The sequence below is a fragment of the Chryseobacterium ureilyticum genome (assembly GCF_900156735.1).
Lineage (GTDB): Bacteria > Bacteroidota > Bacteroidia > Flavobacteriales > Weeksellaceae > Chryseobacterium > Chryseobacterium ureilyticum.
Genome location: NZ_FTOL01000003.1, coordinates 345,207 through 368,719, shown reverse-complemented (window position 1 = coordinate 368,719; position 23,513 = coordinate 345,207). Strand labels below are relative to the sequence as shown.

At 36.5% G+C, this 23,513-nt stretch carries 16 protein-coding genes and 1 pseudogene; 6 read left to right on the top strand and 11 right to left on the bottom strand.

Annotation, left to right across the window (positions count from 1 at the left end; translation table 11 throughout):
- Window positions 1–113: 113 nt before the first annotated feature.
- The 8 genes and pseudogenes from BW983_RS11440 to BW983_RS11405 all read right to left on the bottom strand — a co-directional run bounded on the left by BW983_RS11440 (window position 114) and on the right by BW983_RS11405 (window position 14,690).
- Complete coding sequence (locus tag BW983_RS11440) at window positions 114–2,516, bottom strand: endo-beta-N-acetylglucosaminidase H (protein ID WP_076552074.1); 2,403 nt, start codon at window positions 2,514–2,516, stop codon at window positions 114–116.
- Between the two features lie 113 nt (window positions 2,517–2,629).
- The gene (locus BW983_RS11435) at window positions 2,630–4,057 is read right to left on the bottom strand and encodes a glycoside hydrolase family 125 protein (RefSeq protein ID WP_076552073.1); all 1,428 of its coding nucleotides are present in this window, start codon (window positions 4,055–4,057) and stop codon (window positions 2,630–2,632) included.
- Between the two features lie 32 nt (window positions 4,058–4,089).
- On the bottom strand, window positions 4,090–6,321 hold the full coding sequence (locus BW983_RS11430; protein WP_076552072.1) for a GH92 family glycosyl hydrolase: 2,232 nt from the start codon (window positions 6,319–6,321) through the stop codon (window positions 4,090–4,092).
- Between the two features lie 122 nt (window positions 6,322–6,443).
- Window positions 6,444–7,415 (bottom strand): glycoside hydrolase family 130 protein, encoded by a 972-nt coding sequence (locus BW983_RS11425; RefSeq protein WP_076552071.1) that lies wholly within the window; start codon window positions 7,413–7,415, stop codon window positions 6,444–6,446.
- A gap of 43 nt (window positions 7,416–7,458) precedes the next feature.
- Window positions 7,459–8,536: pseudogene (locus tag BW983_RS11420) on the bottom strand (MFS transporter).
- 272 nt (window positions 8,537–8,808) lie between these two features.
- Window positions 8,809–10,437: a SusD/RagB family nutrient-binding outer membrane lipoprotein gene (locus BW983_RS11415; protein WP_076552070.1), complete on the bottom strand. Its 1,629-nt coding sequence runs from the start codon at window positions 10,435–10,437 to the stop codon at window positions 8,809–8,811.
- 17 nt (window positions 10,438–10,454) lie between these two features.
- The gene (locus BW983_RS11410) at window positions 10,455–13,415 is read right to left on the bottom strand and encodes a SusC/RagA family TonB-linked outer membrane protein (RefSeq protein ID WP_084184443.1); all 2,961 of its coding nucleotides are present in this window, start codon (window positions 13,413–13,415) and stop codon (window positions 10,455–10,457) included.
- Between the two features lie 396 nt (window positions 13,416–13,811).
- Window positions 13,812–14,690 (bottom strand): AraC family transcriptional regulator, encoded by an 879-nt coding sequence (locus BW983_RS11405; protein WP_076552069.1) that lies wholly within the window; start codon window positions 14,688–14,690, stop codon window positions 13,812–13,814.
- 244 nt (window positions 14,691–14,934) lie between these two features.
- On the opposite strand from BW983_RS11405, the gene BW983_RS11400 reads away from it, so the two are divergent.
- The 4 genes from BW983_RS11400 to fabF all read left to right on the top strand — a co-directional run bounded on the left by BW983_RS11400 (window position 14,935) and on the right by fabF (window position 18,787).
- A complete protein-coding gene (locus BW983_RS11400) occupies window positions 14,935–15,351 on the top strand; it encodes an OsmC family protein (protein ID WP_065395734.1) in 417 nt (138 codons plus the stop codon).
- Window positions 15,352–15,470: 119 nt separating this feature from the next.
- Window positions 15,471–16,076, top strand: a complete 606-nt coding sequence (locus tag BW983_RS11395; protein WP_076552068.1) for a TetR/AcrR family transcriptional regulator — start codon at window positions 15,471–15,473, stop codon at window positions 16,074–16,076.
- Between the two features lie 10 nt (window positions 16,077–16,086).
- The gene (locus BW983_RS11390; RefSeq protein ID WP_076552067.1) at window positions 16,087–17,355 is read left to right on the top strand and encodes an acetyl-CoA C-acetyltransferase; all 1,269 of its coding nucleotides are present in this window, start codon (window positions 16,087–16,089) and stop codon (window positions 17,353–17,355) included.
- Window positions 17,356–17,545: 190 nt separating this feature from the next.
- A complete protein-coding gene (gene fabF / locus BW983_RS11385; RefSeq protein ID WP_076552066.1) occupies window positions 17,546–18,787 on the top strand; it encodes a beta-ketoacyl-ACP synthase II in 1,242 nt (413 codons plus the stop codon).
- Between the two features lie 160 nt (window positions 18,788–18,947).
- Here the strand turns inward: fabF and BW983_RS11380 are convergent, their stop codons facing one another.
- Genes BW983_RS11380 through BW983_RS11370 form a run of 3 tightly spaced genes read right to left on the bottom strand, consistent with a single transcriptional unit; the run spans window position 18,948 to window position 21,207 of the window.
- The gene (locus tag BW983_RS11380; RefSeq protein ID WP_228394027.1) at window positions 18,948–19,427 is read right to left on the bottom strand and encodes a cupin domain-containing protein; all 480 of its coding nucleotides are present in this window, start codon (window positions 19,425–19,427) and stop codon (window positions 18,948–18,950) included.
- 20 nt (window positions 19,428–19,447) lie between these two features.
- Complete coding sequence (locus BW983_RS11375) at window positions 19,448–19,867, bottom strand: Dabb family protein (protein ID WP_076552278.1); 420 nt, start codon at window positions 19,865–19,867, stop codon at window positions 19,448–19,450.
- An 11-nt stretch (window positions 19,868–19,878) separates the two neighbouring features.
- Window positions 19,879–21,207 (bottom strand): hypothetical protein, encoded by a 1,329-nt coding sequence (locus tag BW983_RS11370; RefSeq protein ID WP_076552065.1) that lies wholly within the window; start codon window positions 21,205–21,207, stop codon window positions 19,879–19,881.
- A gap of 240 nt (window positions 21,208–21,447) precedes the next feature.
- Here BW983_RS11370 and BW983_RS11365 point away from each other — a divergent pair, with 240 nt between their 5' ends.
- Together BW983_RS11365 and BW983_RS11360 are read left to right on the top strand one after the other, a co-directional pair.
- Window positions 21,448–22,134 carry a response regulator transcription factor gene (locus tag BW983_RS11365; protein WP_076552064.1) on the top strand — a complete coding sequence of 229 codons (687 nt, stop codon included), beginning with the start codon at window positions 21,448–21,450 and terminating at the stop codon, window positions 22,132–22,134.
- Window positions 22,131–23,510 carry a sensor histidine kinase gene (locus BW983_RS11360; protein ID WP_076552063.1) on the top strand — a complete coding sequence of 460 codons (1,380 nt, stop codon included), beginning with the start codon at window positions 22,131–22,133 and terminating at the stop codon, window positions 23,508–23,510. Before BW983_RS11365 ends, BW983_RS11360 begins: the two co-directional genes overlap by 4 nt.
- Window positions 23,511–23,513 lie beyond the last annotated feature (3 nt).

Genomic DNA, 23,513 nt, shown 5'->3' with positions numbered 1-23,513 from the left:
TTTTTAATTTTAATCAATTCTTTATGACTGAAAACAGACAAACAAGAATATACAACCTGTCTGCCTGTTTACAATTTAACTATATTTTAGTTAAAACATTCTATATCTGTATTTTACTTTACTATAATCTTACCTGATGACAAGACTTTATTATTTGAGGATGTAATTTTGTAAATATAAGTACCACTAATTAAATCCTGTGTATTGATTGTATTATTATTTTGACTAATATTCTGTTTTTTTGATAGTTTTCCGGCATTATCGTACAATGCCACTTCAGTAGCAGAGCTGTCATTGATTGTAAAATGAATGTCATTTCCTTTTCTGACTGGATTTGGATATACACCACTTTCTTTTAAGACTTCAGTATCTCTCACAGATAGTGACGTTGCACAGGGAACATCTGTTTTCCAATTAGCATCTGTCATACTCACCAATGTTGCAAAGTGTGTATTTGGAGTTGAATCCAGTGCTGCCGTTCCGCTTCCTTCATCCATTTTCCAGTTGGCTTCAAGATTTGTTGAATTGGGAGCAACATTACATTTATTATCTACTATTTCCTGAGCAGACAATGCTCTTTTCCACACTCTGAATTCATCCAAAGAACCATTGATTGTACGTGAGTTATCATAGTTTCTTCCAAGATAAAGAATTCCGTTAGCAGTAAAGTTACCTGTTACCTGCGAACTTGCATCCAGACTGCCATTCACATACAGTTTCATGGACGCTCCATCATATGTTGCTGCGATATGGTACCATGTATTTGTATTAAATGAGGCATTACTGTTTAGCTTTACCTGTGATGATCCAAAGCTTAATATAAACTGAAGTTTGTTATTGGCAAGATTTCCGTCTCCAAATCTTAACATTGCAGAATTACTGTCTCCCACTTCAATTCCCATGACAGATGAAATGTTAGGAAACGTTGTTTTAAAAGCATTTACTTTTACCCAACCTTCAAATGTCAAAGCATTCCCACTCAGATTAAATTGTCCTGCATTAAGATAATTTGTACTTCCGTTGAAAGAAAGTGATCTTGGACCAGGGCTTGTGATAGGAGCCAAACCGCTATTGAATGTTCCATCTGCTGAATAAGCGCTTGTGGTTCCTCCATTACAGGCAGATTGTACTTTCCATACATAGTTTGTATTAGGGGTAAGGTTTTGTAGAGAATAATTATTTGTGGTAATATTCTGAACCTCGTTCCATGTAGTTGCCGCAGCTGTTTTATATTGTAATGTATAAGAAGATGCTGTTCCGGTCCAGGATAATTGAGTGGTATTTCCGAGATAGCTACCAGATGTTAACCCTGAAGGAGTTGCGCATCCGTTTCCTGAATTAAATCTTGGAGCAAAAAGATAAGTACTCGTTAATGTTGACGAACAATTGGATTGTATTCTCCAGTCGTAATCGGTATTCAAGGTAAGGTTATTGATCGTTACATTATTTCCCGAATAATTAGTGGCTGCATTAGTCCAAACTGTTGAATTTGCGGACTTATAATCGATATTATAGGTTTGCGATCCATTGGAAGTCCAGTTTAATTTTGCTGAAGTTCCTGTAACGTTACTTATATCCAATCCCAATGGCGGATCACAGCTTTGCCCTTGGGACCACGAGTATAACTGTCCACTGAGCTGTGTATTTTCGTTATAAAGAATATTAGAGCCTGTGCTCAGATAGTTGGCAACATTGGCGAAACCCAAATCATACCACATGAAAACACCGTAGCCATCATTTTTTGTACTTGTTGCTAAACTTGCCAGTGTAGAGGCGGAAGTAGAGCCAGAGTTGGTATTTTGGATCCATATTGCGGCTGGAGAAAGCTTTGTTTTATTAAGAGGAGGAACATTTGGAACGCTGTAGGTCCCATACACGGCATTCCAACTGTAATTGATGTAGTTTCCGGCTGCATTACCGTTATAACTTTGTCTTGATGCTGCTGGTCCGTAATAATAGAATGTGATCAGTTTGTCCGGCATTGCCGCTCTAAGCTCCTGTAATAGCATTACAAAAGAACTGTTATTAGGCTGCCCTGTTCCGTTATTACCGTATCCGGCGTATTCATCATCCAGATCTACACCATCCAGTCCATAAGTATTGACGGTGTGGGCAACCTGTAAAGCGAAATCTTTTGCAGCTTCACGATTGGGGAAATTAGAAATTCCCGCACCCTGGTGATTTCCTAAGATATCGAGAAGAACTTTAATTCCTTTTTGCTGTAGGGGTTTCACATAGGTATTTACATCATTCAAAACTTTGGTAACGTTATTGTTACTTGAAATATAGGCTCTGCTTTTGGAAACATCATAATTGATATTGGCTGCAAAGATGATTGCAACGTCAAAAAGCTGCCTGTTTGTGTTCTGAAGTGTATAAGAACCTGCATTCAGCATATTGTTATTATTCACTTCCACATAGCAAACTCCAAGCGGATTGAGCTGCTGTGCATTGAGTTGAGAACCTGTATGAAGCATCATTGCCATCAGGGGAATAAGAAGGGATTTTTTTTTCATAATATAATTTTTTGGAAATGTTTTGTGTTAAAATTTGACATAGGTATCCTTAAGCACTTCTCTTTTATCAAGAGAAGTGCTTAAAAATCAAGTCAATATAAATTCAAAAAAATCTACGTCAGCAGCTCAGGGTTTTCATTAAAGGTCTTCCATAGCAGCTCTCCAAATAAGGTATTTGACCAGGCAAACCATTCTCTGGTGAATTTCTTATCATTGTCTTTATGGAAGGATTCATGCATGAAACCTGTACCACCGTGTGTTTTCTGCAAAGTATCAATACACCATTTGATTTCACTCTTATCATTAGTAGTGAGTGCTTTCATAATGATACTCATTGGCCAGATCATATCAAGCCCAATATGTGGTCCTCCTATTCCTTCCGCCAGCTTACCTTTAAAGAAGAAAGGATTGTTTTCTGACCATACAAATTTTCTTGTATTCAGATAAACAGGATCGTCTGCTTTTACAGCATTCAGATAAGGTAATCCTAACAAACTTGGGCAGTTGGCATCATCCATCAGGTTATAACTTCCAAAACCATTTACTTCAAAAGCATATATTTTTCCATACTCAGGATGGTTATAAATTCCGTATTTCTTAATAGCAGCATCTACCTCATCAGCAAGATCTGTAAGCTGTTGAGCCAATGCTTTATCATTTTTTATCTGAGAAACCATTTCTGCTGCCTGGCGTAAACTTACTACCGCAAATAAATTGGAAGGGATCAGAAATCCATAGATTGTAGCATCATCACTTGGACGGAACATTGAACTGATCAATCCCACAGGTTTCGTAGGATAGCCATATCCTCCCATCGGAACTCCATCGGTTGCCCAAGCGGTTGTACGCTCAAATTTGTAAGGTCCAAGGTCTTTCTTTCTTTGCTGTTCGATGAAAGTTTGTAGGGTAAGTTTAATTCCTTTTAACCAATTATCATCAAAAGGTTTAGTATCTCCTGTCGTTTTCCAGAAGTGATATGCTAAACGGATAGGATAACACAATGAATCTATTTCCCACTTTCTTTCATGGGTTCCCGGTTTCATATCGGTGTGGTCATATTCTTTCCACTTGCTTATTTTGTTGTCATCATTGTAAAACGCATTCGCATAAGGATCTTTCAGTATGAATGTCGTTTGCTTATGAATAACTCCTGATATCAACTTGTGTAACTTTTCATCCTGTTTTGAGAACCGCAGATAAGGAAAAACCTGTGCAGAGCTATCACGAAGCCACATGGCATCAATGTCTCCTGTAATCACATACGTATCCGGAGTACCATTTTTTTCAGTATAATAAACGGTAGTATCCAATGTATTGGGAAAGCAGTTTTCAAACAGCCAGCTTAATTCTTTATTTTTAACTTTCTTTTTAAAAGTCACGATTGCATTTTCCACGGATTCACTGGTAAAATGTCTTTTATCTTTAGGTACACGAACTACAGGAAAACCTTCCGTAACCAAATTTTTAGCAAAAACATTTTGTGTAAACAGCAATCCGGTTCCTGCCAATGCACTTGTTTTAATAAAATCTCTCCTTTCCATTGATACTTTTGTTTCGTTTATTTTTATTAGTCTTATTTTACAGGTTTACTTCCCATTACAAATCTCAACTCACCACCATTCATGATGTCGGCATGGTTTAATTCCCAGCTTTTATATTCTTTTCCATTCAGGAAAATTTTCTGAACGTAGATATTTTTATCTGATATTTTATCTGCTATCACAGTGAATGTTTTACCATTTTCCAATTGAAGAGAAGCTTTTGGAAACTGAGGTGCTCCAATAGCATATACAGGTTTCCCTGGTGTAACAGGATAAAATCCTAATGATGAGAAAATATACCAAGCTGACATTTGTCCGCAATCTTCATTATTGACAATTCCGTCCGGTTTTGCAGCATACATATTATCACGGATGTATTTTACCATCTTCTGAGTTTTGTATGGGCTTCCTGCATAGTTATACAAGTAAGGAACATGATGTCCCGGTTCATCTCCAAATCCTAAGGAACCAATGAATCCTGAGATATCAACATGTTGTTCTCCTTCCATATTCAAGGCTTCTGTAAAGGTTTTATCAAGTTTTTCTTCAAATCCTTTTTTTCCACCATACAGATTCATCATTTCATCAATCTGGTGCGGAACAAAGAAATCGTAAGCCCAGATATTTCCTGAAACCCAATGTGGCTGAAGTTTTTTCCAGTCATTAAGCGCAAAATCCGCAATGAATTTGCCGTCTTTCTGTCTTGGCCAAAAGTGGTTATTTTCTTTATTGAACGTATTCAGGAAGTTCATAGATCGTTTTTTATAAACTTCTGCTTCTTCTTTTTTACCTAATTTTTCAGCTAACTGCTGGATACACCAATCGTCGTAGGCATATTCTAAAGTTGCAGAAACTGAAGCGCCATTTTCAGATGGGCTGTAGCCAAGCTTAATATAATCATTAAGACCTCCACCACCATCACTACTGCTCATTTTATCGGTAAGAGAAGCATCTTTCATCGCAGCAAAAGCTTTTTCACCATCAATTCCCGGTACTCCTTTAGAAATAGCATCCCAGATTACGGAAACACTGTGGTAACCAAGCATACAGAAATTGTCATACCCACAAAGTTCCCAGATAGGCATGTGATCTTTACGATCTGTATATCTGCTGATCAGAGAATTGGCAAATTCTTTAGTATGCTTCTGATCCATAATAGTAAGCAATGGATGTGTTGCTCTGAAGCCATCCCAATAGGAATAGGTACTGTAATTTGTGAACCATTTCGTGTTCATGTTTTCCTGAGCGGCAACATAATCTCCGTTGGTATCCATGTAAAGATTAGGTGCTATAAAAGTGTGATAAACGCCTGTATAGAAAATCTTTCTTTGACTGTCTGTACCTCCTGATACCTGAAATCTACCGATAAGATCCCGCCATGTTTTTTGTGCTGTTTCTTTCGCTTGTGCAAAATCTACATTTTTAGCTTCTTCATCAAAGTTTGCCTGCGCATTCTCTGTACTTACAGGAGATAAAGATACTTTTACTTCGATGCTTTCACTGTCTTCTGTAGAGAATCTTACAAATGCTTTAGCGTCTTTTGCCAATGCAATCTTTTCATTGTTTTTAATTTTTCCTTCTGCATAAACTCCGTAAGATTTAAAAGGTTTCGAAAATTCCATTACAAAATAAGCGAACCTTTTTCCGCCCCAGCCATTGCTGTAACAATATCCTTTTATCTTGTTATTCCCTTCTACACTCACCAAAGTATGGTAAATATTTCCGAAAATTTTATTGGTAGGATCAATAATGATATTGGCTTCTTCACTTTTAGGAAAAGTATATTTATGGAATCCCACTCTTGGAGAAGCTGTAAGTTCAGCTTTCACACCATAGCTATCCAGCATCACGGAATAATAACCAGGAGAAGCTGTTTCTTTATCATGACTAAATGTTGAACGGTATCCTGATCCTGGTTGATCTTCCGATCCGGGAGTCATTTTTACCTGTCCTACCGTTGGCATCACTAAAATGTCTCCAAGATCTGCCCAGCCTGTTCCACTCAGATGATTATGGCTGAATCCCATAATTGTTTTGCTGCTGTAATGATATCCGGAACACCAATCCCAGTCTCCGCTTTTGGTATTTTGATCCGGACTTAACTGAATCATTCCAAAGGGTGTAGTTGCTCCCGGAAACGTATGCCCATGTCCTCCTGTTCCTATAAAAGGATCTACCCAGGATAAAATGTCATTTTTATTTTGCTGGGCATTTGCGGTAAAAACCAGAGCTGTAAAAAGGGAAATAAGCAGTTCTTTTTTCATGATAGTAGAGGTCAGGATTTTTTTTAATTATAAAATTGGTTTAAAAATATGAAAACCGTAATAAAAATCACAGAAATGAAGGAAATTAAGGCGTTCAACATATTAAAAAAACTTTATATGGTTTAGATTGAATTCTTTTTCATAAAATCAATGATTTCTGAAATATAACCAAAGGCAATTGCCACTACAGTATCGGCTGCACCGTAATATACTGTTACTTTGTCACCTTCCGTTAATGCAGCACAAGGGAAAACTACATTCGGAACGTCACCTGTAAGTTCATAGATTTCCGCAGGAGCCAATAGATATGGTTTTGTTCTGTACAATACTTTTGTAGGATCTTCAAGATCAAGTAATGCTGCCCCCATTGAATATCTGAATCCTCTGCAGGTATTGATTACTCCGTGATAGAAAAGCAGCCATCCTTCCTCTGTTTTGATTGGAACCGGACCTCCCCCGATCTTCGTACACTGCCATGCACTGTCTTCAAAAGGAGTTACTTTCATTACACAACGATGTTCTCCCCAGTATTTCATATCAGGGCTGTAGCTGATATAAATATCTCCGAAAGGAGTATGTCCATTATCACTCGGACGGCTCAACATTGCATATTTACCATTGATTTTCTCTGGAAAAAGCACTCCGTTTCTGTTGAAAGGAAGGAAAGCATTTTCACACTGGAAGAATTCTTTAAAATCAAAAGTATATCCTATTCCGATGGTAGGACCATTATATCCGTTGCACCATGTGATCCAATAACGGTCTTCTATAAAGGTGACACGAGGATCATATTTGTAATCAGATTCGATCATTTCAGTATTTCCGGCTTTCATTTCAATAGGATCATGATTGATATCCCAATTGATTCCATCTTTACTGAACCCTGCAAAAATATTCATCTGTACGGCTTTGTTATCGCAACGGAATACTCCTGCAAATCCATCTTCAAAAGGAATTACGGCACTGTTGAATATACTGTTCGATGTAGGAATAGCATATCTGTTAATGATAGGGTTTTCCGAAAACCTCCACATAATATCATTACAATCTTCCGGGCGATCCTGCCAAGGAATCATTACTGATTGAGTTGTCATAAAGTATTTTTACTTTTATTTAATTTTTGTTTAATAATTGATTTTATTCTTCTTTCTTATTTTCTGAATAAGGGAAAGGAACAAATAAAGTCACAAGGAATGCAGGAATTGTAGCGACCAATACCCAGATAAAAAACATTTTATACCCGATCCAGTCACTGATCATCCCACTGAACATTCCCGGAATCATTACTCCAAGATTCATGATTCCTGTTGCAAAGGCATAATGGGCTGTTTTATGTTTTCCTGGTGCGATCTGCTGCATCATATACAACATCAACCCCACAAAACCGAATCCATACCCGAAATATTCCACAACTACAGCAATTCCTACAGGTAAAAGTTCTGTCGGCTGATAATGTGCTAACAGGGCATAAACCACAAAAGGAATATTGAATGCACAGCACAGCCATATCAACGATTTTTTCAAGCCTCTTGCGGAAATAAAATACCCGGCAAGAACAGATCCCAAAATAAAGGCTGCAGATCCGTATGTTCCATAAATAAGCCCAATATCTGAGGTAGATAAGCCTAACCCGCCTGAGGTTCTGGATGCTTTAAAGAATAATGGTGCAATTTTTATAGCAAAACCTTCTGCAAAACGATACAAAATAATGAACAGTACAGACCATAGAATATTCTTTTTGGTAAAAAAGGAGGTAATGATATCCAACAGTTCTTTACGGACGTTTCCTGTTGTTTTTTCATCTTTTTTATCCTTTTGTTTTTTCTAAAATGCCTGCAAAATAGACTAATGCTCCACTACTGATAATTTTAGCAAGGTTATAAAAAGCTCCCTGCCAGCCAATATATTTTGCCTGTTCTTTATTGGTAAGAAACCCAATATAAGTTCCGTCTGCCACTACATCATGGGTTGCTCCACAGAATGCAACGACAGCAAAAAGAGCAATACTATACTTGAAAAAATCATGTAAAGGAAGGCTTAATGCCACCAATGCAAAGAGAATTCCCATAGCAAACTGGGTAAAAACAACAAAGAATTTTTTGGTTTTATAGATCTCCAAAAAAGGACTCCAGAATGGTTTCAATGTCCATGAAAACATAATAAGAGCCGTCCAGAAAGTGATCTGTGAATCCGAAACACCCATATCTTTATACATGATTCCCGACACCGCATTAATGGTCACAAAAGGCACACCCATTGCAAAATATAATGTGGATATCCAAAGAATCGGCTGAATCCGACGGGTTCCGGAGTTGTTTTTTCCCATATTTAAAAATAAGATTCTAAAGAAAAAGAGAACATCTCAAAGCTCATTCAGCTAAAAACGAAACTATAAATTTATCAGAGAGCCTACGTTACTCTCCTATCTGAATGAATCAGATGCAATCTGACCTTGAGATGTCTCTGTATTGTTACGTGATGTTGATATTATAATTTTTTATCCCACCATAGCTTGGTTCCTCCCGTATCAGGTCCGTTAAGCATTTGTAATGCCTGCTGATAATTGTAAAGTGAGGTTTTTGTACTGATCGTATACGGAAGTCTTCGAATCATTGCTTCTGTACTGATGGTTCCTCCACTATCATTTTTTCTCACTTTGAAAAGGATTGGATATCCTGTTCTTCTTTGTTCAGCCCATGCTTCTGGTCCGTTCGGGTAAAGAGAAAGCCATTTTTGAGTAATGATTCTTTCCAGCTTTCTTTCATTAGAATCAGCATCATTCCATGCAATTGTAATGGTACTAAGCTGAGAGTCTCCTGCATTTATATTATTGGCTGTATTTTTAGGATCAACATATGGTGCTTCAGTATCTGTTGTATTGGCAAGATAGCTAACAACATCTGCACTTTTTCCCCATTCTCCAAAGGATTGCTGAACTCCGGTTTGATAGTTTGTTTTTATATCTCCTGCTCCTCCATATCCTCTCAAGGCTGCTTCTGCTTTCAGGAACCATGTTTCTGCTGCTGTGAATAATTTCAGTTTACCATCTGTTGATGAGAAATAGTCTCCTGAGGCTGCTTTTGCCTGAGGCTGAGAGAATCCGCCATAGGTTGTCTTACCATTTAATAGATCTATTCCCTGACGTATTCCAATAAACGTTCCTTGTACCTGAGTGTCTGTCGCAGGAATTGCATACGCTGAAAGCCTCGGATCTTTATATCCATTCATATAAGCCATCAAAGGTGCTCCTATCATACAGTCTCCATACGTATAAATAATAAAACTCAACTCAGACTGCCCTACACTTATTAAAGCATTATCAGCATTTTCCGTAATCAGTCCTGCTGATGAAGACAATGCTTCTTCTGCATATTGTTTTGATTTTGCGGGGTCTGCATAGCTCATTCTCATTGCCAGTCTTAGCTTAAGCGAATTGGCAAGTTTTGCCCATTTAATCATACTTCCGCCGTATACCAGATCTGCTTTTTTCAATGCAGACTTATCTTCTACACTTTCTGTTGCCGGTGTTGCTATTACTTTTTGTAAGTCATTGATTGCAGCTGTAAGATCTGCGATGAAATAGTTGTACGCTTGCTCCTGAGAATCAAAATCAGTAACTCCGTTAGCATTTGGAGTTTCGTATTTACTGTATACTACAGGACCATGGCTATCTGCTACTCTTGCTGCAGTAATAACTTTCAGAATTTTTTTAACCGCAAATGTTCCTGTAAAATCTACTCCTTTGTAAGTTACTTTAGCTGTATTATCAATAATGATAGAGTAATTGAAAATATCTTGTTGCTTAGCAATGATTTTACTGTTCCAGTCATCCACCATAGAATAAGTAAGATTATTTACTCCACTGTTGAATGGCGTTGCAGTACTGAACATTCCACTGTACATATCTGCACTTAGGTTGGGGTAACGCTGATAATCTGCCTGCAATCCTCTCTGTATGGATTTCATAGGATCCACTATGGCGTAAAAATCTGCGTAGAAGTTTTCAGGTCCTCCTAATTTCTCCTGATTATATTCTTCAAAGTCATTGGTACATCCTATGGCAGAAAATAATGCTACTGCTCCTAATGTTAATATTTTAATGGTATTTATTTTCATTTTGTAATTGTAAAAAGTTAGAAGTTTGCCTTTAATGATAGTCCTATAGAACGGGTAACCGGTAGTCCGAATGAATCTACTCCTACCCCTCCAGGTGTATTTCCGGACACTTGTTCAGGATCAAACGGTGCTTTTTTGTAGAAGAAAAATAAATTAGTTCCCACTAAGCTTACTGTAGCATTTTTCATGTATTTTGAATTGATGTCAAAAGTATATGAAACGGAAGCCTGACGTAAACGTACTGTTGTAGCACTGTACATATAAGCTTCATCTATTCCTTTTGCATAACCTTCTGATGTACCTACAGCCTTATAATATTCCTGAGGATTTGTTAAGCCTGTATAAGCCTGACCTGCATTAGGTGTTCCCGGTGCATATACCGCATTGGGAATAGACACTCCACCTGCATCTCTTGCATCGGCAGAAGCTTTACTAACTCCGTATAAATCATTCGCTTTTTCTGTAAGAGAAAGAACTTGACCTCCAAATTTTCCGTCAATAAGGAAGGAAACTCCAAGTTTACCGATGTTAAATGTATTATTAAATCCAAGGATAAATTTAGGGTTCGGATTTCCAAGATAAGCAGGCGTTCCTTCTGCTAACGGAGCTCCTTTTTCATTCACTAAAATACGTCCCTGATCATCTCTCTTGAATTTTATTCCATAAATATCTCCGAAAGATCCTCCCAGTTTAAGCCTTGTATAATCTCCTCCTCCCGTCAATGAGAATAGCTGATCTTCTTTGATACTCAAACTTGATGGGAAAAGCTCAACAATTTTATTTTTGTTTGCCGATGCGTTCACCATCGTTGTCCAGCCAAATTTTTCAGAATTAAAGATTTTATAGGATAAAGAAGACTCAAAACCTGTATTTCTGATCTTTCCTGCGTTAATGTAGTATGATCCCGGTGCCAATCCTCCTAAGTTAGAAGAAATAGAAGTTTCCAGCAGCTGGTTACTAGTATTGGAATTATAATAAGTAATATCAAAACTAAGTCTGTTGTTTAACATCCTTATTTCGGTTCCGGCTTCAAATGTTTTATTAAGTTCAGGTCTTGGAAGTAGTGCTTCAAAACCAGCTCCCGTAGCAAAAGAACTCTTAGGATATACAATAGTTCCCGCATCTACTCCATAGGTATAACCTTTACTGTATTCTACCATTGCATTGGAAATATTGGCAGGCAATCCTAATCCGACAGTGGCATATGATCCTCTTACTTTCCAGAAATTGATCGTTTCCGGAAGTTTGAAAATAGAAGATAATATTGCATTTGCCCCTACCGATTCGTAATCAACCCCTTTTTGATCTGTCAAAGCTAACGTAGAATCCCAGTCATTTCTGAATGTCATATCTACATAAAACATATTTTTATATCCTAATGAAACACTTGCAAATACAGACTGTACCTGCTTTTTCATATTGGTGTAAATATTATGGTAGCCATCTCCCGGCGCCCTGTTCACATTCCATTGAAGATTATTTGCTGCGAAAAGATTCGGAACCGCCAGATAAGCATTATCAATCTGAGTGATTTTGTTTCTTGTAGTATTGATACTTCCTCCTACCGTAAAATCTAAAGAAAGAGCATCATTTATCTTAGGGCTACCTATTAGCAAGACATCTCCATAAGTAGAAGAGTTTTCATAGATATTTTTAAGCATTCTTCCATTAGCCCCTTCTGCCAATAAGCTCGGTGCTGAAAAAGCAGCAATATCACGTTGGCTGTCTGATGTATTCCAGCTATAGTTCCCTCTTACTCTTGCAGATAACCATGGATTGATCTGATAAGATAGAGAAAGAGCACCGTAAGCATTTTTATTGCTCACTGTCACCGGATTTCTATTTAAGATCCAATAAGGATTTTGTGTTGCCGGATTTCCTTTGAAAGATCCGTTTGGATTAACTTCCCACCAATTCTGAGCAGGCAAATATCTTGTTTTATCCCAAATAGTATAGCTATCAGCACCGTACTGATCAAAATTTACTCCTCTTGGCAACCAGTATAAACTCGTTAAAGGAGAAAAAGAAGCTCCCGGAGTCTGTCTGTTTTTACTTTCCTGTAATGATCCAATAAAATTAGCATCTAATGTCAGTTTATCATCCAGAAACTTACTTGAATTTCTAAAAGAGATATTATACTGATCAAAATAAGACATCGGAATCACTCCTTTATTCGTTGTATTCCCGATAGAGAAATAATTTGTTGATTTTTCATTTCCGGACTGAAAAGAAAGGCTGTTCACCCATGTAGTTCCAGTTTGCAGAAAATCTTTAAGATAATCTTTTGATGCTCCTTTTGCACCCCAGCTGTATATCGATTGTCCAGGCTGCTGATCTGGTACAGATGGATCATATGATAAATAGCTGTGTTGTAGTTTTGGAAGACTATAAGCTCTTTCTACGGTAAGGCTGGTGCTATATGTAATAGAACTTTTGCCCATTTTTCCTTTTTTAGTCGTAATCAAGATGGCTCCATTTCCTCCGGCAGAACCGTATAACGCAGAAGCAGAAGCCCCTTTAAGGAAATTGATACTCTCAATATCATCAGGATTAATAGAACTTAATACATCTCCCGGGTCCGGCATATTGGAATACTGTCCAATATCCGCTGATTTTCCTGTTCCGTTTATAATAGGAATACCATCAATTACATAGAGAGGCTGGCTATTAGAAACAGATTTATTACCTCTCATTATTACCCTTACCGAGCTTCCTACACCATTGGTTCTATTGATTTGTACGTTGGAAACTTTTCCGTTGATGGAATTTAAAAGGTTAGGCGTTTTCACTTCTGTCAGCTCATCGCCGCCAATTTGCTGGCTGGAGTAAGTAAGTGAACGTGCCTGTCTTTTAACCCCCAAAGAGGTAACTACGACCTCCTGAATATCGGTTGTCTTCGTAGTATCGGTTGTCTTTTTCTCCTGTGCATTGGCAGAAAGTGAAAAAACGAATAGAACCGGTATAACTGCTTTTCTCATAAGGCTTAGATTAGTTAGATTTAGTTGAGAATCAATGACATCGCTTTACAAATTAAATACAAATACTTTATTAAGTTTTAAGCAATATTTTGCCGTTTATGTATTAAATTATTTAAAATTCTGTTAAGATTTAATTCACATTCACAAATCTAAATTTTGTTACCAGCCTGATATAATACTATTTTATCATAAAACGATATTATTTTTTCAGCAATTTCAAAAACACACAATTAAACATATGGTTATCAATAAAATACATTCTTATAACAACACTCAAAAGAAGAGGATTTATCTTAATATTTTTTTTAAACAAATCAGAAAATAATCTATTTTATTTTCATCATATTCTGATCATAAGAAAAGTTTACATCTAAGAAAATAAGTATGGAACGAAGTTTATTCAATCTTTTTCACTCCTTTAAACTGCTCTCTGAATTCAGTAGGAGTAGTATTTTTAATTGACTTAAAAACCTTGTTGAAATTAGCAATATTATTAAATCCCGATTCGAAAGCGATTTCAAAAACGGTAAGATTTTTTTCCATCAGCCATCTTGCGGCATAGCTGATTCTTATTTCATTCAGATAATTGATAAATGTTTTTCCGGTTCTCTTTTTGATAAATCGGTTGAACGTTACATTACTCATATTCACGAGCGCAGCAACGGTATCAAGCGTTATTTTATTTTCAAAATTTTCATGCACAAAATCATGAATAACCTTCATTTTATCATTATCTACAAAAGTTTCAAGTTCTATACTGTAAGAAGATAGTAAAGTCTTGTTTTCTGCTGTGGCAAGTTCGTTGAGAATCTTCATTATTTCTATAAAGGACTCAAAACTATTCATCTTGGAAAGATTTAAAAACGAATCTTTTAGTTTCTCAGCAGTTTCCGTTGAAAAAAGAATCCCTCTTATGGAATCCTTCATCAGATTATTGATCGGCTTAAGGATATTCTTCTGCATCATAGACTGATTAAAGAAATCCTGATTGAATTGTATTGTGATTTCATGGGTCTTTCTATGTTTGCATCTGTAATTTGCCCAGCAATGTGGTAAATTGGGACCCACCAATACCAATTCCAAGTTCCCAATTTCTCCTGTATGATCTCCTATCATTCTGCGGTAACCTTTTCCTTTGTACACAAAATTGATCTCAATTTCAGGATGATAATGATATGGAAATTCAAAAGATTCCTTGATTCTGTCAAATACCAAAAAGCTATCTTCAGGAGATAGTGGAGTTATTTCTCGTAGAATATTTTCTAATTCATTCATACAGCCCACTTTCAAAAGGTTAATATAATTCGGAGTAAAGTACAAGTCTTCGTAAAATTGATAAAATATTATTAATATAACGATACAATTTTCTTTTTTTCATAAGAAACGTATAAATGAGCTTCTTCTAAGTAATTAGATGCGTTTAACATTATGCTTTTTTGTATCTTTAAATAAAATATTAAAAGCTTTTTTTACAAAAAAGGACATAGTATCACATTAATTTTAAATAAAATATAATAGTATGAAACGTAATGCAACAGCCGTTTGGAACGGAACAATCAAAGAAGGTAAAGGTCATTTAACTACTCAAAGCACAGCTCTGAACCAAACGCAATATTCTTTTAGCAGCCGCTTTGCTGATGGCGTAGGGACCAACCCTGAGGAGCTACTGGCAGCTGCTCATGCCGGATGTTTCACGATGAAACTGGATGCAGAACTTTCACAAGCCGGCTATACCCCTGAAGAGTTAAAAACTACTTCTGTCATCACTCTTGACCCAAGCATAGGAAAAATTACAAAATCAGAATTGACATTGACTGCAAAAGTTCCTGGAATTTCTGAGGAAGAATTTCAAAAGTTTGCTAAAATCGCAGAAGAAGGATGCCCTGTAAGTGCTGCCTTTAATTTTGAGATCACTCTGAATGCTACTTTAGCATAGAATTCAAAGATACCAATACAATAAGTCTGGGTTCTGATTAAGTACTCAGACTCTATTTTAAAATAAAATATACCGATTGGTATATTTTTGTATATTTGCATAATAATTAAGCACTTAAAATGTCAAAGGCAGAAAAGACAAAACAATTTATCATTGAGAAAACAGCAACTTTGTTCAATACTAAAGGCTATGGTGCTACCTCATTGTCAGATATCACCCAGGCAACCGGGCTGACTAAGGGAAGTATTTATGGAAACTTTGAGAATAAAGATCAGGTGGCAATTGAAGTCTATAAATACAATGCCGGACTTGTAAGCAGAGTAATGAATGAATCTCTTGGGGAACAATATTCAACCTCAACGGAAAAACTTAATGCTTTTGTTGCTTTTTACAGGAAAAACTGGCGCTCTGTGTTTTCAAATGGAGGTTGCCCGTTAATGAATGCAGCAACGGAAGCAGATGATTCCTTCCCCATCCTTAAAAAATGTGTTCAGCAATCTTTTACATTATGGACTGAAAGAATCTCTTTGGTAATAAAACAGGGACAGCAATCCGGAGAACTGAATAAATCAGTAAACGCAGAGGAATATGCTTCTTTGTTTATTATGCTTATTGAGGGGGGTATTTTACTTTCAAAAACAATGGATGACGAAAAATTCCTGAATCAGGCATTAGATAAAATTAAAAACATAATCGAATATGAATTAATTATTCTTCCTTTATAAATAACACAATATGGAAACAAAAAAAGTAGCAATTGTAGGATACAACAGAATTCCTTTCGCAAGAATGAATACAGCCTACGCAGAAAAAGGAAACCAGGATCTATTGTTGGCTTCTCTTAACGGATTGATAGATCAATATAAATTAAAAGGCAAATTACTCGGTGAAGTTGCCGGCGGTGCAGTCATCAAACATATTTCTGAAAGTAACCTCATCAGAGAAACGGTAATGAATACATCATTAGACCCCGCTACTCCTGCCTGTGATCTTCAACAAGCTTGTGATACAGGAATAGAAGCAGCTATTTACATTGGAAATAAAATAGCTTTAGGGCAAATAGAAAGCGGTATCGCTTGTGGTGTAGAGGCAATGAACAATATTCCATTCGAATCTTCTCCCCGATTGAGAAAAGCTCTTTTAAATGCTAATAAAGAAAAGTCTGTCTTTGGAAAGCTAAAGCAGCTATTAAGTCCAAAACTGAAAGACTGGATGCCTATTCCTTATAAGGGGCAGGAGCCTAAAACAGGATTGGTAATGGGTGAACATACTGAGATTACAGCAAAATATTACAATATTTCAAGAGAAGAGCAAGACGAATTAGCACTGAAGAGCCATCAAAATATGTCAAAAGCTTATGATGAAGGGTTCTTTGATGATATGATTACTCCTGCATTTGGTTTGGATAAAGATAATAATCTGCGTCGTGATACCAGCCTTGAAAAACTCTCACAATTAAAACCTGCCTTTGATAAACAAAACGGGACTTTAACTGCTGGAAATTCTACCCCTTTTACCGATGGTGCCTCAGCGGTCTTATTAGCTAGTGAAGAATGGGCAAAAGCCAATAATCTTCCGGTTCTGGCATATATTACCTTTTCTGAACTTGCTGGAATAGAATATGTAGAAAACAGACAGAATCTATTATTAGCACCTGTATTTGCCGCAGAAAGAATGTTGAAAAAAGCAGAGATGAATCTGGAAGACTTTGATTATTATGAAATCCATGAAGCTTTCGCAGCACAGGTTTTAGCAACTATAAAGATCTGGGAAAATGACGATCTGGCGAAACAATTCGGATTGGAGAAAGCACTGGGTAAGATTGATAGAAGCAAACTTAATGTAAAAGGAGGGAGCCTTGCTGTCGCTCACCCTTTTGCGGCTACCGGTGGAAGAATCATTGCAACATTAGATAAACTATTGAATGAAAAAGGTAGTGGAAAAGGCTTTATTTCTATATGTGCAGCTCGTGGACAGGGAGTAACGATGATCATAGAAAAGTAAGAAATAGTGATTTTTTCAAAATAAAATTCGTTATGCTACAAATAATACACTGAAATATTCGTTCGTAGCGAAATTAAAATGATAATATTGCAAACGCAAAAACACAACGATAGAAGAAAGACGTGAAATGAAGCATGGGTAAATCGGATTTACCGCATGAAAATCTAATCTGTTTAAATTAATAACTAATATGAAGAGAGTTGTCATTACAGGATTGGGAGCAGTGACGCCCCTGGGAAACAATGTCGAAGATTTTTGGCAAAATAGCATTAACGGAGCTAGTGGAGCGGGATTAATCACTCATTTCGATTCAGAAAAATTTAAGGTACACTTCGCTTGTGAGCTGAAAAATTTTGATCCAAAGGTATATCTTAATCACAACGAGATCAAAAGAAGTGATCTCTTTACACAATATGCGATGTATGCTTCTGCTGAGGCTTTGCAGGATTCAGGTCTGGAGCTTGAAACTATGGATCCATTTGACACTGGAGTGATCTGGGGAACAGGGCAAGGCGGAATGTGGACTTTTGAAAAGGAAGTAATGGATTTTGCACAAGGTGATGGTTCACCACGTTTCAATCCTTTCTTTGTTCCTAAGTTTATTGCCAATATGGCTTCAGGAATGATCTCTATGAAATATGGACTTCAGGGAATCAATTATACAACGGTTTCTGCATGTGCTACAGGAAATACAGCATTAATGGATGCTTTCAATTATATTCGTCTTGGAAAAGCAAAAGTAATCATCAGTGGAGGTTCCGAAGCAGCCATTACACCAGCTTCAATAGGAGGTTTCTCTATCATGAAGGCAATGTCTACCAGAAATGATGATTTTGCGACAGCCAGCCGTCCTTATGACGCAGACAGAGACGGTTTCGTAATGGGTGAAGGTGCAGGTGCATTAATTCTTGAAGAATACGAACATGCTAAAGCAAGAGGAGCAAAGATCTATGCAGAATTAGCCGGAGCAGCAATGACAGCAGATGCCTATCATATGACGGCACCTCATCCGGAAGGAGTGGGAGCGATCAAAGCCATGCAGTTAGCTGTAAAAGAAGCAGGTGCTAATATGGAAGACATTGATTATATCAATCCGCATGCAACTTCTACTCCATTAGGTGATCTGATTGAATTAAAAGCGATCAATAAGGCATTTAAAGGAAATAAAACGCTTGATATAAGCGCTACAAAATCTATGACAGGGCACTTATTAGGAGCTGCAGGAGCTGTTGAAGCAATTCTTTCTATTAAAGCTATTGAAAATGGTATTATTCCTCCTACGATTAACCTTCATAGTATTGATGAGGCTATTCCGAAAGATATAAATATTGTATTCGGAGAGGCTAAAGAGAAAGATATCAATTTTGCATTAAGTAATGCCTTCGGATTCGGAGGACATAATGCTACTTTAGTTTTCAAAAAATTCAGCTAGTTCTAAAATAATAATTTTTAATCCCTGTGCTTTTGCATAGGGATTTTTATTTTGTTTCCTTGATTGAGCAGATAAAGCAGATTTTATTATAAAGAAAAAGCAGCCCATTGGCTGCTTCAAAACATAACGAATATACTCTATAAAAGAGTTGTATTAAAAGTTATTGTCCGTCGCGTACGAAAAAGTCATCCGCATTTTCCGCAATAGGAATATATAATCTTTCCCACTCTTTACTTTTCACCATGTCCCAGCTGTGTCCCGTTCCTTTAAGGTCTTCAGCAAGAAGTACCACTCCTGGTTTAATCATGAAAGTAGAGCCATCAGTTACCTTAAATCTGATATTTCCTTTAATGGTAATCACATACTGCCTTCTGGGAGCAGGATGGGCATTTTTCTCCCATTCTTCTGTCTTGTTGCTCATCCAGAAAGTGGTTGTATTCATGTGTTTAAGAGTCGGAATCTTTCCTTTTTCGAAAGAGCATGAGCCATCCGGATTATTAATTAATCTTATAGCAGGAATAAACTCTGTAGATTCTTCCGGGGTTACGCTTACGTTTTTATGATTTTTATGTTGTCCATTCATAAATCCTACGGTGCTTAATGCTAAAACAAGGCTGAAGCCTTTAATGATTTTTTTCATTATAAATTTAAATTTTATTTTTAATTATATACAGTATCATGAACTAACATTCTTTCAAAGAATGGTTTGTATTTTTGCACCAATGCAAGATGTTCAGGAAGTTGCCCATAAGCTTCCAGTTCTTCCAGGCTGTCAAATTCCATAGATGCATTATAGGTAAACGTATTGTCCAGAACATCTCGCGGGCTTGAAGCGGCGGGCTTTCCGTAACGGAGATTTTTCTGGTAAGGAAGTTTTTTAAGACCTTCAAAAAAATTTTCAAACTCTTTAACTTCTTGCTCCGAAAGGTCTTTTCTGAGCCAGAATAATAAATAATGGAAGTACATTTTTTTCTTTTTTATAGGATTAAACATTGGTAAAGCAGAGGCAAACATATTTCCGGAAATAAGTAACAAAGCTGAAGCCTGTACCGACCGGAATAAAAACTTTCTTCTCTCCATAGTCATATATTTTAATTAAAATCAATTCTGTATTTAAGGACAAATTGCCATTTTCTATCTGAAACAACCGCATTATTCGAAGGATCATTAGCGTAGACAGGTCTATTCTGAGCATCAAAGGTTAATCTCGAAGACATTCCATTCATCAATAGTGATATTCCTGCATCATAGACTACAGCATTATCATGAAGCCCTTTTAAATCGGACAACTGTACTCCAACAGCAGGCTGAAGCTGAAGGTTTTTCTTTTCTTTATCTAAATAAGGAAGCGTTCCTCCTAATTGTAAATAATAGGTATTTCCTGTTCCAATCACCGGCATAGCATTTCCGGGACCGTTTAGACTGGCTTGTGTGACGTCTACTGAAGTAGCTGGGTTGTTTGTCCCTACATAGCGGATATAATTAGGTCCATAGTCGTTATGCATTGCCATTCCATACGCACTTACCGAGGTTCCTTTCTCTTTATTTAAAGGAGCATCATAAAACAAGTCTACTGCAAAACTCTTCATATCATCATTCACAGTATTCTTAGCAGCATCCTGGTGCCATAAAGCATTATGGATATAATCAAAACCTACTCCCAGACTCAACACATTCTTTTTTCCAACATAGGTACCTGAATTAAAAGGTGTTGAAATATTTTCTTTATCCAAAAAAGCATATCTGAAATAACCTGAAAAATCTTTTCCTGGGGAATTTTTACTGAAAGTAGCCACATTAAATTTAGGATCTGAAGTAGCCATGGTATAAGGATCCGCAACAACCAATCGATAATCAAATTTACCAAGCTGCCCTTTAATATAAGCACTGAGTTCACGTACAGTATAATCGGTAGCACCTGCATTAGATGTCGCATATGCCGGTAAATCATACAGCAGTGTATTCAAAGGACCTGTGGTAAATCTTGAAAGCCCTCTCCATGTAGAACGCCCAGCCCCAAAAGCTATTTTATCACTAAAAGCATATTCTGCATAAGCATCCAATAAATCAAAGTAATTACTACCTTTTGCATTGACATTGACATTGGTAGTTCCTCCCTGTAATACAAACATTAATTTTTCAGTAGGTTTATACGTCATTTTTACCCGAACTCTGCGAAGAGAAAGGTCGGAAGCATCTGATTTAGCTTCGTTATTGATAAGGCTCCCAGGGTTAAGCTGGGTATATCTTGCCCATAATTCTGCATAACCGCTCAGGGAAATATAACGTGAATGTTCATCATTAAAATAATGAGTCAATCCCGGATTATTAAAATCATTTTTTTTCTGAGCTTCTAATTTTCCCGCAATTCCCAACAGGACAAATAAAGCGATTCCGGTTCTGAAAGATCTTGTCTTCATATTTTTCTGTTCTAATCTTTTTTGTTGATTTCAACGGGACAAAATTAGATCGGGAAAGCCGGTACCGTTATTAGAAAACTATTAGAAACCTTATAGAAAACTATTAAAAGAGTTAATCTGTTACCATAAAAAGAAAATAAGAAATACCTTTGCAAAGGGCTTAAGGCAATCTGAGAATCAATATTTTAAAAACAAAATACTAACCTGAATATCAGCCTTCAACACCCTTAATATTTCCTTATGAGAATTTTAATAATAGAAGATAATTCACGGGTTTCAAGTTTATTAAAGCGAGGTCTTGAAAGCCAGGACTATCAGGTATACATTTCAGAAGACGCGGAAGATGCTGTCGTTTTGCTTAATAAATTAACCTTTGATCTGGCAATTACAGACATTATGCTTCCCAAAATGAACGGAATAGATTTATGCAAATTTATTAAACAGAAATATCCTGACTTACCGGTTATCATGCTTACAGCATTAGGAACAATTGATGAGAAGGTAGAAGGATTTGATGCAGGAGCTGGTGATTATATGGTAAAGCCCTTTGAAATAAGAGAACTTTTTGTCAGAATAAAAGCCATTCTCCAAAGAAGCTCAAACAAAACCAAAGAAACCTACCTCAACGATCTGGAATATCATGATCTTAAGATTAATAAAAAAATCAATCGTGTCTTCAGAAACAGCGAAGAAATAGAACTTACGCCGAAAGAATTCAAACTCCTTGTTTTTCTGGTAAGCAATGCGGAAAGAATTCTCACCCGTGAAGAAATTGCCGATAATGTTTGGGGAAATCATTTTGATACCGGAACCAACTACATTGATGTCTACATAGCCTATCTACGAAAAAAAATTGATAAAAATTTTGATACTAAACTTATTCACACCAAGCCGGGTGTAGGATTTATTTTCGCTTCAGAATTATGAAAATAGCAACCAGAACAGCATTAATTTACGCAATCCTTACAGCAGGTATTCTCTTTATGTTTGCCTATGTCCTTTATGTTGTTTCTGAAAAAAACAGGGAAGATGAGTTTAATGATCGTTTAGGATATAAAGTAATCTGGCGTTCTGAATTTATTTTTGATGTCCGAATCAGTGATGAAAAAATCCGTGAACTGCACCAGAGAAATCAGAAATTATTGAATGAGGCTGATATCAGTGTTTATAACAGTAAAAAAGATCTGACATTTACGGATATTCCACCATTGAAAAGCAATGAAAAGTATCTTGATAAAATCATCAAATCCAACAAAAACAGAATATTCTGGCAACAGGGTGACCGCCAATACATCGCTATTAAATTCAAATCAGCAGGAGAAGATTATTATATCATCGGAAGCGCAGTGGATGTAACGGGAAATGCTCATATCGCAGAGTTTAAGAAAGATATTATTATCATTTATATTAGTTCGGTTATTGTTATTTTTATTATCGGGTTTCTTTTTTCATATTATACTTTGAAACCTTTAAAAGACATCATTCTTCAAATCCGTGATATTTCAGAACATAATCTCAACAAACGTCTTGATATTCCAAAAGCCAAAGATGAAATTTACGAACTTACAGAAACGTTCAACTCTACTTTTAACAGGCTGGAAAAGTCGTTTAATAATCATAAACAATTTGTTACTACCATTTCTCATGAATTTCGGACGCCGCTTTCTATCCTTATTGCAGAACTGGAACTTGCGAAAGAGCTGAATGTAACATTGGATGACTATAAACTTTCTATTGACAATGCTCTTCAGGATGCTAATGATGCATCAGAACTTTCATCAGCACTTTTAGATTTTGCGAGAGCTAGTTATGACGTTTCACAGATTAGTTTTGCCAATATTCGTTTAGATGAAATTTTAGCAGAAGCAAAGCTGGCACTGATTAAAAAAAACACCCATTATAAAATCGGGATCAATTATATAAGTAATGATGAAGAAGAAAGCAATTATGATTGGTATGGCAACCCTTATCTACTGCAAGTTGCCTTTTCAAATCTTATGGAAAATGCCTGTAAATATTCTGAAGACAAAAGCTGCCGTGTAGAAATTGAAGCACACAGCCAATCTATAAAAATCCGTTTTATAGATCATGGTATAGGAATATCAGAACAGGATCTATCAAAAATATTTGAATTGTTTTACAGAGGTTCCAATAAAAATTTTGAAAAAGGAAACGGAATTGGGCTTTCTATTGTAAAAAGAATTGTAGAAATTCATGGTGGAAATCTTTATGTAGATTCGAAGATTTCTAAAGGAAGTATATTTACCATAGAGTTTTCATTTAAAAATAAAAAAGCAGTCTGATTA

Coding starts and splice junctions, on each gene's coding strand:
- BW983_RS11430 (WP_076552072.1), bottom strand. CDS start 6,321: ATGAAAAAAGAACTGCTTATTTCCCTTTTTACAGCTCTGGTTTTTACC.
- BW983_RS11375 (WP_076552278.1), bottom strand. CDS start 19,867: ATGGAGAGAAGAAAGTTTTTATTCCGGTCGGTACAGGCTTCAGCTTTG.
- BW983_RS11415 (WP_076552070.1), bottom strand. CDS start 10,437: ATGAAAATAAATACCATTAAAATATTAACATTAGGAGCAGTAGCATTA.
- fabF (WP_076552066.1), top strand. CDS start 17,546: ATGAAGAGAGTTGTCATTACAGGATTGGGAGCAGTGACGCCCCTGGGA.
- BW983_RS11410 (WP_084184443.1), bottom strand. CDS start 13,415: ATGAGAAAAGCAGTTATACCGGTTCTATTCGTTTTTTCACTTTCTGCC.
- BW983_RS11360 (WP_076552063.1), top strand. CDS start 22,131: ATGAAAATAGCAACCAGAACAGCATTAATTTACGCAATCCTTACAGCA.
- BW983_RS11390 (WP_076552067.1), top strand. CDS start 16,087: ATGGAAACAAAAAAAGTAGCAATTGTAGGATACAACAGAATTCCTTTC.
- BW983_RS11405 (WP_076552069.1), bottom strand. CDS start 14,690: ATGAATGAATTAGAAAATATTCTACGAGAAATAACTCCACTATCTCCT.
- BW983_RS11370 (WP_076552065.1), bottom strand. CDS start 21,207: ATGAAGACAAGATCTTTCAGAACCGGAATCGCTTTATTTGTCCTGTTG.
- BW983_RS11400 (WP_065395734.1), top strand. CDS start 14,935: ATGAAACGTAATGCAACAGCCGTTTGGAACGGAACAATCAAAGAAGGT.
- BW983_RS11425 (WP_076552071.1), bottom strand. CDS start 7,415: ATGACAACTCAATCAGTAATGATTCCTTGGCAGGATCGCCCGGAAGAT.
- BW983_RS11395 (WP_076552068.1), top strand. CDS start 15,471: ATGTCAAAGGCAGAAAAGACAAAACAATTTATCATTGAGAAAACAGCA.
- BW983_RS11365 (WP_076552064.1), top strand. CDS start 21,448: ATGAGAATTTTAATAATAGAAGATAATTCACGGGTTTCAAGTTTATTA.
- BW983_RS11440 (WP_076552074.1), bottom strand. CDS start 2,516: ATGAAAAAAAAATCCCTTCTTATTCCCCTGATGGCAATGATGCTTCAT.
- BW983_RS11435 (WP_076552073.1), bottom strand. CDS start 4,057: ATGGAAAGGAGAGATTTTATTAAAACAAGTGCATTGGCAGGAACCGGA.
- BW983_RS11380 (WP_228394027.1), bottom strand. CDS start 19,427: ATGAAAAAAATCATTAAAGGCTTCAGCCTTGTTTTAGCATTAAGCACC.